Annotated in this window: 1 CRISPR repeat array. The window is 73.6% G+C overall.

Going from position 1 to position 909, the window contains the following annotated elements:
- Position 1: 1 nt before the first annotated feature.
- Positions 2-877: direct repeats of the CRISPR family, unit length 22 nt; unit sequence GCCCCGCCTGCGCGGGGACGAC.
- Positions 878-909 lie beyond the last annotated feature (32 nt).

The raw sequence follows: 909 nt of genomic DNA, 5'->3' as shown, positions 1-909 counted from the left end.
AGCCCCGCCTGCGCGGGGACGACGTCGCGGCGTCACCCATACCGAACGCGGTACCCGGAACAGCCCCGCCTGCGCGGGGACGACATCACCCCCGCCAGCGATGTGGTGCCGGGGCAAGGAACAGCCCCGCCTGCGCGGGGACGACCTCAACCCACCGGTCGTAGGCGTTCTCCGTCGCGGAACAGCCCCGCCTGCGCGGGGACGACCCAGTGGCATACACCGGACGGTTCAGCGTCGAAGGAACAGCCCCGCCTGCGCGGGGACGACGCGGTCGGTCTCGGCATCGACCCCGGCCACGCCGGAACAGCCCCGCCTGCGCGGGGACGACCGGATGGTGCGTCCGCCTCGTCCCGGTGTGAAGGGAACAGCCCCGCCTGCGCGGGGACGACTCCGGGCCGATGTGTCCCGGCTCTATCTCCGCTGGAACAGCCCCGCCTGCGCGGGGACGACTTCAAGCTCCAGGGCTACACCGACGAGGACGGGGGAACAGCCCCGCCTGCGCGGGGACGACGTCATGCGGGCCTTCCACCGCATCAGCCCTTCCGGAACAGCCCCGCCTGCGCGGGGACGACGCCCGCGGCCACCTCGTCACTGTGGGCCGCCCGGGAACAGCCCCGCCTGCGCGGGGACGACGGAGCCTCCGCCGAATAGAGCCAACCGGGGGGAGGAACAGCCCCGCCTGCGCGGGGACGACGGTCCACCGTCCGGGCAAGTGCGAGCTGGACACGGAACAGCCCCGCCTGCGCGGGGACGACAACCCTCCGATTACCGCTCCGAGCAACCCTCCGGGAACAGCCCCGCCTGCGCGGGGACGACCGCGGGTCGTTCTGCAGTTCCGCGGGCAGACGAGGAACAGCCCCGCCTGCGCGGGGACGACGGGCGTGACGGCTGAGGCGACGGAGGGTTTGC

The organism is Dietzia sp. CW19 (assembly GCF_014145265.1).
Lineage (GTDB): Bacteria > Actinomycetota > Actinomycetes > Mycobacteriales > Mycobacteriaceae > Dietzia > Dietzia natronolimnaea.
Note: the sequence above shows the minus strand (reverse complement) of the source record. Positions and strands in the feature narration are given on the sequence as shown.